The following is a 13,399-nucleotide window of genomic DNA, read 5'->3' as shown; positions in this document are numbered from 1 at the left end:
GCGTACTTCGGGGGTGGGAGCGCTCACTGGACGTGACGTCGAGTCGAGTGGAGATGTTGTCAATACCTCAACGGTGACTCCCCCGTGACCTCCAGATGACCGGCTGCTGTCCGTGGGTCGGCGGCTACTCCATTCGGTGGCGCGGGGCTCGTCCGACCGCCCGTCTGTCGGGCGGCAGCTTCACGTGCGCGCCAGGATGAGCAGATGCTGCTGATCACCGGAGGGACGGGGTACCTGGGCTCGGCGTTGGTCGAGCTGCTGCGGAGACGGAACATGCAGGTCAGGGCGGTGGTTCGGTCGGAACGGCGGGCGGCGGCGCTGCCGGACGGGGTGGAACCGGTGGTCGCGGACCTGGCGGATCCGGCCTCGCTGCGCCGGGCGGTGAGCGGTTGCGACGCTGTGTTCCACCTGGCCGCGTCGGTGGGCGGGGGCCTGGAGGAACAGCGGCGGCTGAACGTGGCGGGAACCGAGGCGGTGCTCGCGGCGGCCATCCAGGCGGGCGTGCGGCGGTTCGTCCACACCAGCAGCGCCGCGGCCATCGTGGGCGCGGACGGGCTGGTGGACGAGGCTTCCGGCGGTTCGACGGCGATGACCGACCCGTACTCGGTGACCAAGTCGGAGGCGGAACGGCTGGTGCTGGCCACTCGCGGGATCGAGGCCGTGGTGGTCAACCCGGTGAGCATCTACGGGCCCAGCCCGGCCGGGCCGGCCAGCTACAACGCCCTGTTCGCGGCGGCGGCCGCCGGCGAGGTGGACGCGGTGGTGGACACCGACATGGGCTGGGTGCTGGCCGAGGACGTGGCGCTCGGGCACCTGCTGGCCTACGAGCGCGGCGAGCCGGGGCGGCGGTACGTGTTGTGCGGCGAGGTGGCCGGCTTCGGCGCGGTGCTGCACAGGTACGCCGAGCTGGTGGGCAGCCCGCACCGGGTCCGGGTGCTGCCGGCGGGGTCCTCGCTGGGCGCCGGCGCGGGGACGTTCGCCCGCCGCTCGGAGGTGTACGGCAAGCTCGGGCCGGTGCGGGTGCGCGACGCCGGCGCCCGCGCGCTCGGGTTCGCGCCGAGCGGGCTGGCCGACGGACTGGCGCGCACCGCGAGCTGGCTGACCGACCGTCGGTGAGAGCGGCCGGCCTGCGTACCGCACTGCTCGCGCTGTGCGTCACCGAGGTGACCAGCTGGGGCGTGCTGTACTACGCCTTCCCGGTCATGCTCGCCGACCTGACCGCCGACACCGGCTGGAGCACCGCGGAGGCGATCGGGGCGTTCTCCACCGGCGCGCTGGTGTCCGCGGTGGGGGCGGTGCCGGTCGGGCGCCTGATCGACAGCCGGGGGCCGAGGGCGGTGATGACGTCGGGCTCGGTGCTGGGCGTGCTGTCCGTGCTCGCACTGGCCGCCGCACCCACCCTGGGCCTGTTCTACCTGGCCTGGGCGGTGGCCGGGGTGGCGCAGGCGGCCACCCTCTATCCGCCCGCGTTCGCCGCCCTCACCGGCTGGTACCCCGAGTCCGGACGGATCCGGGCGCTGACCGCGCTGACCCTGGTCGCCGGCCTGTCCAGCACGGTGTTCGCCCCGCTCACCGCGGCGCTGCTCGGCGGTCTGAGCTGGCGGCAGGCGTACCTGGTGCTGGCCGGGGTGCTGCTGGTGGTCACCGTGCCGCTGCACGCGCTGTGCCTGACCCCGCCGTGGCCGGGCTCGCGTCATGCCCGAGCCCACGCTCGCGACGAAGACAGGGCGCACAGCGGCGCGGTGGTGCGCAGCCGGCCGTTCCTGGTGCTGGTCGCCGTGATGACGGTGACCGGCTTCGGCAGCTACGCGGCCACGATCAACCTGGTGCCGCTGCTCACCGCGCGCGGGTACGGCACGGAATTCGGGGCCTGGGCGCTCGGGCTGGTCGGGGTGGGGCAGGTGCTCGGCCGGTTCGGGTACGCGCCGCTGGCCCGCCGCTCGCCGGTCGCGGTCCGCACGGCGGTGATCCCCGCCGCCGCGGCGCTGTGCGTGGCCGCCATCGGCCTGCTCCCCGGCCCGGCGTCCGCCCTCATCGTGCTCACCGTCCTGGCCGGCGCCGCCCGAGGCGCCCACACCCTGCTCCAGGCCTCCGCGGTCGCCGACCGCTGGGGAACCCGCGCGTTCGGCCGGGTGAACGGTGTCTTCTCCGCCCCCATCACCGCCGCGATAGCCCTGGCCCCCGCCGGCGGCGCCTACGTGGCGGAGTGGCTCGGCAGCTACCCAACCGCCTTCGTACTGCTCGCCGCCCTCACCGCCCTGGCCTCCGCCGCCGCCCTCGCCACGTCCGTCCCCCCACCCACCCGCGAGTCGGGACTTTCGTCAGGGTGAGTCGGGCTTTTCGTCACACCGACTTCCCGAAGTGCAGCGCCGGGATGTGGAACCCGGAGGTGAGGTAGCGGCGGTGCGCGGCATGCCGCTGGGCCTCCTCGTCCACCCACCGCAGCAGCGCGCCGGCGTGCCCCTGGCCGCGCGCCTCGGGCACCGTGCACAGGTCGTCTGAGCCCAAGGCTCGCGAAGTCAAGTGGCAATCCGGTAGCGCCATCTGACCAGATTTCCACCAGGCCAGTTCGAGATCTCCGCATACGCTCGGGTCCAGAGGACGCCAGCGAAGGGAGACAGCGGTGACGAACCCCACGCCGGAGCGGGTAGCGGTGATCGGCGCCGGCATGGTCGGGCTGGCCACGGCGTGGTTCCTGCGGCAACGGGGTGTGGCGGTCACGGTGCTGGACCGGGTGGGGGTGGCCGCCGGGTCGTCGTGGGGCAACGCGGGGTGGCTGTCGCCGTCCAAGGTGGTGCCGCTGCCCGATCCGGCGGTGCTGCGCTACGGGCTGCGCGCGATGGTCAGCCCGTCCTCGCCGGTCTACGTGCCGCCCCGGCCGGACCCACGGCTGCTGGCGTTCATGGCCGGGTTCGTCAGGCACTGCACGCACCCGGCCTGGCGCCGGGCGCTGACCGCCCTGGTCGGGCTCAACCGGCGCGCGCTGGCCGGCTTCGACGCGCTCGCCGCGGCCGGGGTGGGCGGCCCGGGAACCGAGGCGGACATCCTGGCCGCGTTCGCCACCACCGCCGACGCCGACCACCTCATCGCCGAGTACGACCAGATGAGGGCCGGCGGCCAGGAGGTCGAGTACGAGGTGCTCACCGGCGACGCCGCCCGAGGCCGCGAGCCCGCGCTGTCCGACCGGGTGGTCACCGGCGTGGCCCTGCGCGGCCAGCGGTTCATCAACCCCGGCGAGTACCTGGCCGCGCTGGCCGAGGCGGTGCGCGGCGCGGGCGGCGAGGTCCGCGACGGCGTGGGCGTCACCGGCATCCGGGACCGGGGCACGGTCGTCGACGTCCAGGCCGGCGCCCAGGTCGAGACGTTCGACGCGGTGGTGATCGCCACCGGCGCCTGGCTGGGCGAGCTGGCCCGGCCGTTCGGGGTGCGCACGACAGTGCAGGCCGGCCGGGGCTACAGCTTCAGCGTCCCGGTCGAGAAGCTGCCGTCCGGCCCGCTGTACTTCCCGGGCCAGCGGGTGGCCTGTACGCCGGTCGGTGACCGGCTGCGGATCGCCGGCATGATGGAGTTCCGCCCGCCGAACGCGCCGCTGGACCCGCGCCGGGTGCACGCGATCACCGAGGCGGTGCGGCCGATGCTGACCGGCGCCGACCTGGACGCGCGCGAGGACGAGTGGGTGGGAGGGCGCCCGTGCACGCCGGACGGCCTGCCGCTGATCGGCCGCACCCGCGCGGCGCGGGTATTCGTCGCCGGCGGCCACGGCATGTGGGGCATCACGCTCGGGCCGGTCACCGGCCAGCTCCTCACCGAGCTGATCACGACCGGCTACCGTCCCGCCGAGCTCGCCCCGTTCGACCCGTTGCGCTGAGTTGTCGAAACCGCTGAGCGTGTCGAAACGGCGCGCGCCCGTTCGACGGGTCCGTGACGTCCCACGACAACGTAAGGAGCAGCACAATGCGGTTTCTGATGATGCACAGGCTCGACGAGCGCGTCCCGGAGGCCTGGAACCCGAGCCAGGAGTTCATCGAGAAGATGGGCGCGTTCATCCAGGACTCGATCGACAAGGGCATCCTGATCACGGCCGAGGGCGTGCACCCGTCCGAGATGGGTTCGCTGGTCCGCAAGCCCCGGGATGGGGCGATCAAGGTGACCGACGGGCCGTTCACCGAGGCCAAGGAGGTCATCGGCGGGTTCGCGCTGATCAACGCCGAGGACCGGGCGGCGGCCGTGGCGTACGCCCGGCGCTACGCCGACCTGTTCGAGGAGGTCGAGGTCGAGGTGCGGCAGGTCGTCGAGTTCGACGAGCTGCCCGGGCCAGCCTGACCCGGCCGGGCTAGGCGATCTTGCGCGCGGTCGCCGGCTGGTCGAGGATCGGCCTCGACCGCGCGCAACGATCGGGGACCACCGGTGACGACTACCGACGCGACCAACCACCAGGTGCGGCTGGCCGCCCGGCCGACGGGCACGCCCACGCCGGACGTGTGGGCGCACACCGAGGAGCCGGTCGCCGAGCCGGGCGAGGGGCAGCTGGTGGTGCGGGTGTCGCACATCTCGCTGGACCCGGCGATGCGCGGCTGGATGGACGACCGCCCGTCCTACGTCCCTCCGGTCGGGCTGAACGAGGTGATGCGCGCGCTCGGTGCCGGCGAGGTGGTCGCGTCCAGCCACCCCGACTTCCCGGTCGGCACGCACGTGTCGGGCATGTTCGGGGTGCAGGAGTACGCGCTGTCCGACGGCCGGGGGCTGCTCGCGGTTGACCCGTCCGCCGCGCCGATGTCCACCTACCTCGCCGCGCTGGGCATGACCGGGATGACCGCGTACTTCGGGCTGTTCGACGTCGGCGCGGCGAAGCAGGGGGACACCGTGCTGGTGTCCGGGGCGGCCGGCGCGGTGGGCACCATGGTCGGTCAGCTGGCGAAGATCAGGGGCTGCCGGGTGGTCGGGATCGCGGGCGGGGCGGCGAAGTGCGCACTGCTCACCGACGAGCTGGGCTTCGACGCCGCACTGGACTACCGCGAGGAGGGGCTGGCCCGCCGGCTGCGCGAGGCGACCCCGGACGGCGTGCAGGTGTTCTTCGACAACGTCGGCGGCGAGGTGCTCGACGCCGGGCTGACCCGGATCTCCCGGGGCGCGCGGGTGGTGCTCTGCGGCGCGATCAGCCAGTACAACAGCAGGGAGCGGGTGGCCGGACCGACGAACTACCTGAGCCTGCTGGTGAACCGGGCGCGGATGGAGGGCTTCATCGTCTTCGACTTCGCCGACAGGTACGCCGAGGCGGCCGCCGAGATCGCCGGCTGGCTGCGCGAGGGCCGGCTGCGGTCGAAGGAGGACGTGGTGACGGGCTCGGTGGCGGACTTCCCGGCCACGCTGTTGCGACTGTTCCGGGGCGAAAACGTCGGCAAGCTGGTGCTCCAGATCGCCTGAACCGGCCCACCGGCCACCGCTGGATCGTGTCGGCTCGTCGAGGCGGGCGGCGGCGCCGTTGGCCGGTCTGGTATTCACGAATTTGGTCGCGCCGTGGCTGCTCCCCGTGAAAATGTGCCACCTCGGCAGGCCGGGCGTGCACCTGTGACCACCGTGACCCGAGCGTTCCCACCACGGAAAACGACAAGGAATGAGGGATTTTGTGAGCGACCACACCACGGCGGATGCCCTGGCCGAGGCCGGCAACGGCCCGCTGAGCAGACGCGCCGCGCTGGCCGCGGGTGGCGTAGCCACCGCATCGGCCGCACTGGTGGCCGCGGGCTGTTCCACCTACACGCCACCGGCCGACAAGGCCTCGGACGCGCCGAGCCAGCCCGCCGCCGGCGCGGCCCCGCCCGCCGCGGAGGGTGCGCCGAACACCGGCGCCCCGGCCGCCCCGGCCCCGGCTCAGGGGGGCGGCACGCCACTGGGGCCGGTGAGCTCGGTTCCGGTGGGCGGCGGGAAGGTGTTCGCCGCCCAGAAGGTAGTGGTGACCCAGCCGACGGCCGGCCAGTTCAAGGCGTTCTCGGCGGTCTGCCCGCACAAGGGCTGCGCGGTGAACAAGGTGGCCAACGGGTCGATCGAGTGCCCGTGCCACGACAGCAAGTTCGACGTCAACAACGGCTCGGTCCAGGACGGGCCGGCCAAGACGGGCCTCGCCGCCAAGCAGGTCAAGGCGGACGGCGGCACGCTGCGGCTGACCTGACGGCCGCCGGGGTGCGGAAACGGCCGCGAGCCGAGACGCACCCCGGCGGGCCGCGGTCGGGTCTCAGTCGAGCGGCAGGCCCACGTAGTTCTCCGCCAGGCCGGTGGCGGCCGCCGTCGAGCCGGTCACGTACCGCAGCTGGGAGAGCTGCAGCTGGTCGAGGAACGGGTCGACGTCGGGCGCGCGGTGCAGCATCGTCGTCATGAAGTAGGAGAAGTGCTCGGCGCGCCAGACCCGGCGCAGGCACCGCTCGGAGTAGCCGTCGGCCAGCTCGGCGCGCCCCTGCCGCAGCAGCGCGACCAGCGCCGGGGCCAGCCGGTACACGTCGGCCATGGCCAGGTTCATGCCCTTTGCCCCGGTCGGCGGCACGATGTGCGCGGCGTCGCCGGCCAGGAACAGCCGGCCGTAGCGCATCGGCTCGGCCACGAAGCCGCGCATCGGGGAGATGCCCTTCTCCAGCACCGGCCCCTCGCGCAGGGTGAACGGGCCGTCCACCTCCAGCCGCGTCGCCAGCTCGTCCCAGATCCGCGCGTCCGACCAGCCGTCCAGCGTCTCGTCCGGGGGCACCTGCAGGTACAGCCGGGTCACCTCCGGCGAGCGCATGCTGTGCAGCGCGAACCCGCGCGCGTGCCGGGCGTAGATCAGTTCGTGGGACGACGGCGGCGTCTTGGCCAGCACGCCCAGCCAGGCGAACGGGTAGTCGTGGTTGTGCAGGGTGATCGCGTCGGACGGGATGGACGGACGGCTCACGCCGTGGAACCCGTCGCAGCCGGCGACCGCGTCGCAGCGCAGCTCGTGCCGGCCGCCGTCGACGTCGGTCCAGGTCACGCGGGGCGAGTCGGTGGCCAGGTCGTGCAGCGCCACGTCGGCGGCCTCGAACTCGATGCCCGCCCCGGTGGCCAGCCGGGCCGCGATCAGGTCCTTCACCAGCTCCTGCTGGCCGTACACGGTGATCGTCTTGCCGGTCAGCGCGTGCAGGTCGATGCGGTGGTCGGCGCGGTCGAAGCGCAGCGACAGGCCTTCGTGCGGGAGGCCCTCGCGGTCCAGCCGGTCCGCCAGCCCCAGCGAGCGGAGCAGCTCGACGGTCGGGTGCTCGCACACCCCCGCCCGTACCCGCTGCTCCACGTACGCCCGCGACCGCGCCTCCAGCACCACCGCGTCGATGCCGTCGGCGGCCAGCAGATGCGCCAGCAGCAGCCCGGCCGGCCCGGCGCCGATGATCGCGACCTGAGTGCGTTCCACGCCGGTCATCTTCGGTGCCCGCCCGCCGGCGCGACCATCAGCCTTCCGCTGAACGGAAACCCCTCGCCTAGATAGCGAGTCCGCCGATGACGAGCCCGGCGCCGATGACCACGGCCGCGATGACGCCGATGGACAGGTACCTGTGCCGCTTCTCACGCGAGGCGCGCAGCTCCTGCTCGGTGCGCGTGGAGATGATGAAGTGGCCGCCGCCCTCCGGCTTCGCGACCACCAGCGGGCCGATCTTGTCGTGCACCTCGCCGAGGATGTACAGCCGCCGGCCCGGCCGGATCACCCACTCCTTGTACTCGTAGCCGATCGTGCTGCTGTTGTTGCCGGTCAGGAAGCCAGGGATCTTGATGCCGAACAGCTCGACGCGTTCCTGCTGGCCCTGGTAGGGCTCGAACCGGCTGACGGTCTGCTCCGCGCCGTCCGGCCCGGTGCCGTTCGGGTCGACGCCGATGGTGCGGCCCTGCTCGTCGATGACGGCGTAGCCCTCCCACGACGTGTGCCCGGCGACCCGTTCGGACCGGCGGACGGTGTGGCGCTCGCCGTCGCGGTACTCGGTGTCCTCGTACTGACGGAGGACCTCGAAGCTGTACCAGACGCACTCGCTCTTCGACAGCTCCGCGACCAGCGGCCCCTCCGGCCGAGGGTGGGCCGCGCCGACCACCTCGGCGATCTTGCGGAACCCGCCCCTCGCCCCGACCTCGTCGGAGATGCCCCGCAGCCGCTCCAGCTCCGGAATCGACAGCGTCTCCGTGCCGATCATCGCGTGCAGCTCGCGCCTGGTGCGTCGCATGAAGTAGAACCCGATCGCCCCGACGGCGATCACGACCAAACCCGTGATCCACAAAGCCATGTTGAGCCCCCCTGACGCCAAGCTAGCGCACAGGTGAGGTCGGGGACCTACCCGATATTCGGGTGGTTCTGCTTGATCACCCGGGCCAGGTGCTCGCCCATCACGTCCGCAACGTGGCGTTCCAGGGAGTGCGCGAGCAGGCTCTGGACCGAGGAGGTGGCCAGCTGGCGCAGCCGGTGCAGCAGCTCGGTGGCCTCGCCGACCTCACCGCCCCTGGGCAACCAGGCGGCGCCGTGCTCCTCGATCAGCCGCGCCGCGCCGGCCTCCACCATCCGCCTGGCCACGTCGTCGATGGCCGGGGCGATCGCCTCGTGCAGCGACAGCAGGTCGGCCAGCCGGAAGCCCCTGCTCAACAGCTCGGCCACGATGGTGATCAACTGCGGGCTAGGCACCAGGCACTGGTCGCCGTCCGGCTTGAGCAGGCCCAGCTTGACGATCCGGTCGAACAGCTCGGGCTCGTCGTCCAGGCCGCCTTCTCCGGTCCCCGAGCGGCCGGCCAGGAACGCGCGGACCTGCTCGGTGGGCAGGTAGGTGGGGATCTCGTCGCTCCACGGGCTGTTCAGCGCCTCCTCCAGCCCGAGCACCTCGGCCAGGTTGCGGCCCTGTTCCCAGCTGGTGATCAGCTCGGTGATCTGCGCGGACGTGTAGCCGCGCTCGTGCAAGGAGGTGATCAGGCGCAGCCGGGCCAGGTGGGTGTCGGTGTAGATGCCGATCCGGCCCCGCTTGCGCGGTGGTGGCAGCAGCCCCCGCTCCTGGTAGGCGCGCACGTTCCGGCTGGTCGTCCCGGCGACCCGGGCCAACTCGTCGATGCGGTACTCGGACATCGGCTCCCCGAGGGGTCGGTCACGCTCGTGGCGCGCGGGCGCGGGATACCTTAGTACTACCACTGTGCCATTGAGCAATGTTACATTCAGCCTGGCTTGAGGCCTTGATTCACGGCGAGGTGAGGCATGGCGGGTCGGGTGCGGCCGGAGCTGGTGGTGGTCACCGGTGCCGGGTCGGGGATCGGGCGGGCCACCGCCGAGGAGTTCGCGCGCGGCGGTGCGACGGTGATCTGCGCGGACATCGACCTTGCCGCCGCCAGCGAGACGGCGCTGCGGATCGGCCAGCACGGGGCCGGACGGGCGGAGGCGCACGCGCTGGACGTGGCGGATCCGGAGGCCTGGGAGCGGTTCGGGGCCTCGGTACGGGCGTCGCACGGCGTGGCGGACGTGGTGGTGAACAACGCCGGCATCGGCATGGGCGGGCCGTTCCTGGAGCACACCGCCGAGGACTGGCGGCGGGTGGTGGACGTCAACCTGCTGGGCGTGGTGCACGGCTGCCGGGTGTTCGGACGCCAGCTCGCCGAGCGGCACCGCACCGAGCCGGCGCGGCGCGGCCATTTGATCAACGTGGCCAGTGCGGCGGCGTTCATCCCGAGCCGGCTGCTGCCCGCGTACGTGGCGACCAAGGCCGCCGTGCTCATGCTGTCCGAGGCGCTGCGCGCGGAGATGGCCGACCACAACGTCGGGGTGAGCGCGATCTGCCCGGGGTTCATCGCCACCAACATCTACGCCGCCAGCACGTTCGTCGGACTGACCTCGGCGGACGGGCAGCGGCGCGGCGGGCTAGCCCGCGAGCTGGCGGGGCGGTTCGCACCGGGGCCGGAGCTGGTGGCGCGGCGGATCGCGTTCGCGGTGCGTTACGACGTGCCGGTGCTGCCGGTGACGGCGGGCGCCTGGCTGGCCTACGGGACGTACCACTTCGCCACCCCGCTGATGCGGCTGGCCGCGCGGTTGGGCAGCGAGCCGGCGCTGGCCGGGCTGGAGGGCCTGGCCCGCCGGCTGCTCGGCGGCGGCTCACCGGCACCCGACCCGGCGGCCGGCCCGGCCCGCGACGAATCGAGGACGTCATGACCCGTACGGTGCCCGAACGCGAGGTCACCGCCGCCAAGCTGCTGGACGCCTCGGTGAAGCACAGCTTCGACCCGGCCGTGGACGTGGCCTGGGACGAGCCGTGGCGCGAGGACACGTTCTTCCTCCCGGAACGGGTGTCCACGCTGTACGGCACCGAGCCGTGGGAACGGATGAGCCGCCCGCACCGCATCGAGCTGACCCGCTGCGAGCTGGCCAACAACCTCGCGTTCGGCATCTGGGTGGAGACGGTGTTCATGCAGATGCTGGCGCGGCACTCGCTGCGCTGGAACGCCCGCTCGAACCACCTGCGCTACGCGCTCACCGAGCTCGGCGACGAGACCCGGCACTCCACCATGTTCTCCCGGATGATGGACAAGCTCGACCGGGGGCCGTACGCGTTCAACCCGATCGACAAGTTCGCCACCGACCTGCTGCGCGCGTTCTCCACCGAGCCGCTGGCGTTCGTCGCCGTGCTGTTCGTGGAGGAGATCTTCGACGGGCTGCAGCGCGCGGGCATGCGCGACGAGTCCGTCCAGCCGCTGTGCCGGCAGATCTTCCGCATCCACGTCGTGGAGGAGGCCCGGCACATGCGGTTCGCCCGCGACGAGCTGTTCCGGCTCATCCCCCGGTTGCCGAGGATCCGGCGCGAGGCGCTGGGCGCGGCCGTCGCGTTCGGGGTCGGGCTGGTGTCGCGGGCCACCCGCACGCCGGAGATGTACGCCGCCGCCGGCCTGGACGTACGCGAGGCGACCCGAGCGGCCGCCCGCAACCCGCACGCCACGGCCGTCATGCAGGAGTGCGTGGACAGGTTCCTGCCGCTGTACACCGAGCTGGGGCTGGTCACGCCGCTGTCGCGGCGGATCTGGCGGGCGCACGGGCTGGTGGCCTGATGACCCGCGATCCAAGGGTGCTGGTGATCGGCGCGGGGCCGTCCGGGATCGCCACCGCCATCGCGCTGCGCGCCGCCGGCATCTCCGACTACCTGGTGGTGGAGAAGGGCGACGACGTCGGCGGCACCTGGCGGGAGAACACCTACCCTGGCTGCGGCTGTGACGTGCCCTCGCACTGGTACTCGTACTCGTTCGACCCGAACCCGTTCTGGAGCCGGTTCTACAGTCCGCAGCCGGAGATCCTGCGCTACTTCCGGGCCAGCGCGCGCCGGCACGGCGTGTACGACCAGATCCGGTTCGGCGTGCGGGTGACCGGGGCGCGCTGGGACGCCACCGCGCACCGCTGGCTGGTGGACACCACCGACGGGCGCTACACCGCGTCCGTACTGGCCGCCGCGCCCGGCCCGCTGCACGAGCCGACCACGCCCACCCTGCCCGGGTTGAAACGTTTCACAGGGACCGCGTTCCACTCCGCCCGCTGGAACCACGACCACGACCTGACCGGCCGGCGGGTGGCGGTGATCGGCACCGGGGCGTCCGCGATCCAGTTCGTCCCGGAGATCGTGTCCAAGGTCGCCGAACTGCACGTCTTCCAGCGCACCCCGTCCTGGGTGCTGCCCAAGCTGGACTTCCCGATCCCGCTGGCGGCACGGATGCTGTTCCAGCGCGCGCCCATCACCGAGCGGGCGGTTCGGTTCGGGATCTACGCCGCGCACGAGGCGATCGGGGTGGCGTTCCGGCACGAGCGGCTGATGCGCCGGGTGCAGCGGCTGGCCAGGCTGCACCTGTACGCCCAGGTCCGCTCGCCGGAGCTGCGGGCGGCGCTGACGCCGAGGTTCACCCTGGGCTGCAAGCGGATCCTGATCTCCAACGACTACTACCCGGCGCTGAGCCGCCCGCACGTCCGCGTGCACCCGGCCGCCGCGTCTGTCACCCCGCACGCGGTGGTAGGTACGGACGGCGAGGCCGCCGAGGTGGACACGGTGATCTTCGGTACCGGGTTCGAGGTCGCCTCGCCGCCGGTGGCGCGCTACGTGTTCGACGGCGACGGCCGCAGCCTGGCCTCGCACTGGGAGGGGCGGCCGCCGAGCGCGTACCTGGGCACCACGCTGGCCGGGTTCCCGAACCTGTTCGTCTTCCTCGGCCCGAACATCGCGCCGGGGCATGCGTCCGTGCTGAGCACCATCGAGGCGCAGGCCCGCTACGTGGCCGACGCGGTGGGCGCGATGGCCCGCAACGGCTGGACGGCGCTGCGGGTCCGCCCCGAGGTGCACCGGCGCTACAACGAGGCGGTGGCGTCCGCACTCGAACCGACCGTTTATAACGCTGGTGGGTGTACCAGCTACTACCTCGACGGTTCGGGACATAACGTGGCTAACTGGCCCTGGTCGGTGGCCCGGCTGTCCGCGAACCTGCGCTTCCGGTCCGATGACTACGAGGTGAGCGATCGGGTGCGCTCGCCGGTTGAGGAGGTACGGGCGTGATCACCGTCAACTACGAGCGGCGGGGCTCCGGCAGCCCGCTGGTACTGCTGCACGGCATCGGACACCGCTGGCAGGCCTGGCGGCCGGTGCTGGACCGGCTGGCCGAGCGGCATGACGTGATCGCGCTGGACCTGCCGGGGTTCGGGCTCTCCCCCGGGCTCCCGGCCGGGTCCGCGCACGACGTGGGGACCAGCATGGACGTGCTGGCGGAGGTGTTCGCCGGGCTCGGCCTGGAGCGTCCGCACCTGGCCGGCAACTCGCTGGGCGGGCTGCTGGCGGTGGAGGCCGCGTCGCGCGGCATGGTGGCCTCGGCGACGGCGCTGTCCCCGGCCGGCTTCTGGACCCCCCGGGACCGGACGCGCGCGCTGTCCATCCTGCGCACGCTGCGGGCCAGCGCGCTGGCCCCCAGGTTCGTCAACTCGATGATCGTGGACAACCCCCGGCTGCGGGCCAGCTCGCTGCGGGTGCTGTACGAACACCCGGAGCGGATCGACCGGATGACCGCGCTGGGCGACCTGGCCGCGCTGCGCGGCTCGTCGGCGTTCCGGGCGACGCTGCGGGCCGGGCGCCGCTACTCCTGGACGGGCGTGCCGCCGACGGTGCCGCTGACCATCGCCTGGGCCGAGCGGGACCGGATCCTGCCGGCGCGCCAGGCCCAGCGCGCGGCCCGGCTGCTGCCCGAGGCGCACCACGTCACGCTGCCCGGCTGTGGGCACGTGCCGATGGTCGACGACCCGGCGCTGGTGGCCAGGACGATCCTGCGCACCTGCGAGCGGGCCGACCACCCGCCAACGCCCGAGCCCGCGACGCCCGCGACCGAGGTGGCCGCCGACACCCCGTGAGTGGCTAGGGTCGCTATG

14 protein-coding genes are annotated in these 13,399 nt (G+C 73.0%); 10 read left to right on the top strand and 4 right to left on the bottom strand.

Going from position 1 to position 13,399, the window contains the following annotated elements:
* Positions 1-204: 204 nt before the first annotated feature.
* The gene (locus tag N912_RS54525) at positions 205-1,116 is read left to right on the top strand and encodes an NAD-dependent epimerase/dehydratase family protein (protein ID WP_051580748.1); all 912 of its coding nucleotides are present in this window, start codon (positions 205-207) and stop codon (positions 1,114-1,116) included.
* Complete coding sequence (locus tag N912_RS0125390) at positions 1,113-2,330, top strand: MFS transporter (protein WP_028924606.1); 1,218 nt, start codon at positions 1,113-1,115, stop codon at positions 2,328-2,330. Before N912_RS54525 ends, N912_RS0125390 begins: the two co-directional genes overlap by 4 nt.
* Before the next feature lie 13 nt (positions 2,331-2,343).
* Here N912_RS0125390 and N912_RS63740 read toward each other — a convergent pair whose 3' ends face one another.
* Positions 2,344-2,508, bottom strand: a complete 165-nt coding sequence (locus N912_RS63740; RefSeq protein WP_211261380.1) for a GNAT family protein — start codon at positions 2,506-2,508, stop codon at positions 2,344-2,346.
* Between the two features lie 115 nt (positions 2,509-2,623).
* Here N912_RS63740 and N912_RS0125380 point away from each other — a divergent pair, with 115 nt between their 5' ends.
* The 4 genes from N912_RS0125380 to N912_RS0125365 all read left to right on the top strand — a co-directional run bounded on the left by N912_RS0125380 (position 2,624) and on the right by N912_RS0125365 (position 6,169).
* Positions 2,624-3,868: an NAD(P)/FAD-dependent oxidoreductase gene (locus tag N912_RS0125380; protein ID WP_028924605.1), complete on the top strand. Its 1,245-nt coding sequence runs from the start codon at positions 2,624-2,626 to the stop codon at positions 3,866-3,868.
* Positions 3,869-3,954: 86 nt separating this feature from the next.
* Positions 3,955-4,323 carry a YciI family protein gene (locus N912_RS0125375; protein ID WP_028924604.1) on the top strand — a complete coding sequence of 123 codons (369 nt, stop codon included), beginning with the start codon at positions 3,955-3,957 and terminating at the stop codon, positions 4,321-4,323.
* Between the two features lie 84 nt (positions 4,324-4,407).
* Positions 4,408-5,424: an NADP-dependent oxidoreductase gene (locus N912_RS0125370; RefSeq protein ID WP_211261379.1), complete on the top strand. Its 1,017-nt coding sequence runs from the start codon at positions 4,408-4,410 to the stop codon at positions 5,422-5,424.
* Positions 5,425-5,626: 202 nt separating this feature from the next.
* On the top strand, positions 5,627-6,169 hold the full coding sequence (locus N912_RS0125365; RefSeq protein WP_051580747.1) for a Rieske (2Fe-2S) protein: 543 nt from the start codon (positions 5,627-5,629) through the stop codon (positions 6,167-6,169).
* Between the two features lie 63 nt (positions 6,170-6,232).
* On the opposite strand, the gene N912_RS0125360 is transcribed toward N912_RS0125365, so the two are convergent.
* From N912_RS0125360 to N912_RS0125350, 3 genes are read right to left on the bottom strand one after another with little or no spacing between them, the layout of a single operon-like run.
* Positions 6,233-7,420 carry a 4-hydroxybenzoate 3-monooxygenase gene (locus N912_RS0125360; protein WP_037066339.1) on the bottom strand — a complete coding sequence of 396 codons (1,188 nt, stop codon included), beginning with the start codon at positions 7,418-7,420 and terminating at the stop codon, positions 6,233-6,235.
* A 58-nt stretch (positions 7,421-7,478) separates the two neighbouring features.
* Entirely contained in the window at positions 7,479-8,270 is a 792-nt protein-coding gene (locus N912_RS0125355; RefSeq protein ID WP_425415316.1) for an E3 ubiquitin ligase family protein, read from the bottom strand.
* A gap of 47 nt (positions 8,271-8,317) precedes the next feature.
* Entirely contained in the window at positions 8,318-9,094 is a 777-nt protein-coding gene (locus N912_RS0125350) for a MerR family transcriptional regulator (RefSeq protein WP_028924599.1), read from the bottom strand.
* A gap of 126 nt (positions 9,095-9,220) precedes the next feature.
* On the opposite strand from N912_RS0125350, the gene N912_RS54520 reads away from it, so the two are divergent.
* The 4 genes from N912_RS54520 to N912_RS54515 are packed head-to-tail and all read left to right on the top strand — an operon-like array spanning position 9,221 to position 13,381.
* Positions 9,221-10,165: an SDR family NAD(P)-dependent oxidoreductase gene (locus N912_RS54520; protein WP_051580746.1), complete on the top strand. Its 945-nt coding sequence runs from the start codon at positions 9,221-9,223 to the stop codon at positions 10,163-10,165.
* Complete coding sequence (locus N912_RS0125340) at positions 10,162-11,055, top strand: AurF N-oxygenase family protein (protein ID WP_028924598.1); 894 nt, start codon at positions 10,162-10,164, stop codon at positions 11,053-11,055. Before N912_RS54520 ends, N912_RS0125340 begins: the two co-directional genes overlap by 4 nt.
* Positions 11,055-12,539: a flavin-containing monooxygenase gene (locus tag N912_RS0125335; protein WP_028924597.1), complete on the top strand. Its 1,485-nt coding sequence runs from the start codon at positions 11,055-11,057 to the stop codon at positions 12,537-12,539. The genes N912_RS0125340 and N912_RS0125335 overlap by 1 nt, the downstream gene beginning before the upstream one ends.
* Entirely contained in the window at positions 12,536-13,381 is an 846-nt protein-coding gene (locus N912_RS54515; RefSeq protein ID WP_211261378.1) for an alpha/beta fold hydrolase, read from the top strand. The genes N912_RS0125335 and N912_RS54515 overlap by 4 nt, the downstream gene beginning before the upstream one ends.
* Positions 13,382-13,399 lie beyond the last annotated feature (18 nt).

Origin of the sequence: Actinospineispora acaciae DSM 45401 (assembly GCF_000620785.1) — a bacterium.
Taxonomy (GTDB): domain Bacteria; phylum Actinomycetota; class Actinomycetes; order Mycobacteriales; family Pseudonocardiaceae; genus Pseudonocardia; species Pseudonocardia acaciae.
The sequence above is the reverse complement of the archived record's forward strand: the minus strand, read 5'-3'. Positions and strand labels throughout refer to the sequence as shown.